Here is a 655-nt window from a genome sequence, read left to right on the forward strand (position 1 = left end):
TAAGCCGGTAAAAGGAATGATAACGGGACCGATAACAATTTTATGTTGGTCTTTTTTGAGAGAAGATTTATCTAAAGAAAATATAGCTAAACAGATAGCATTATCTTTGCGTGATGAAGTATTAGAATTAGAACGCAAAGGAATTAGTATTATTCAAATTGATGAACCAGCTTTAAGAGAAGGATTACCTTTAAGACATAGTTTATGGAATCAATACTTGTCTTGGTCTATTGAAGCTTTTCGATTGACTTATTCTGGTGTACGAGATAGTACTCAGATTCATACACACATGTGCTATTGCGAATTTAATGATATTATGGATGCTATTGTTTTATTGGACGTAGATGTTATTACTATTGAGACATCACGATCTGATATGGAGTTATTAGAATTTTTCAAGAATTTTAAATATCCAAATGAAATAGGTCCAGGTGTGTATGACGTTCATTCTCCAAGTGTACCTAGCGTAAACTGGATGACTTCGTTGTTAAGAAAAGCTATGGATTATATTCCAATACGTCGATTGTGGGTTAACCCTGATTGTGGATTGAAAACAAGGAATTGGGAAAATACCCATCTTGCTTTAACCATATTCTTTAAAGCAAGATGGGTATTTTAGAAAAATTGTTTTATAAAATTACAAAAATAAGCTTTA

1 pseudogene is annotated in these 655 nt (G+C 31.9%); it reads left to right on the plus strand.

Features of this window, described 5'->3' with window-relative positions:
- A pseudogene (locus tag D9V73_RS02890) lies at window positions 1–619 on the plus strand (5-methyltetrahydropteroyltriglutamate--homocysteine S-methyltransferase); the annotation flags it as partial.
- Between the last annotated feature and the right edge of the window lie 36 nt (window positions 620–655).

The organism is Buchnera aphidicola (Melaphis rhois), from assembly GCF_005080745.1.
Classification (GTDB): Bacteria; Pseudomonadota; Gammaproteobacteria; order Enterobacterales; family Enterobacteriaceae; genus Buchnera_B; species Buchnera_B aphidicola_AT.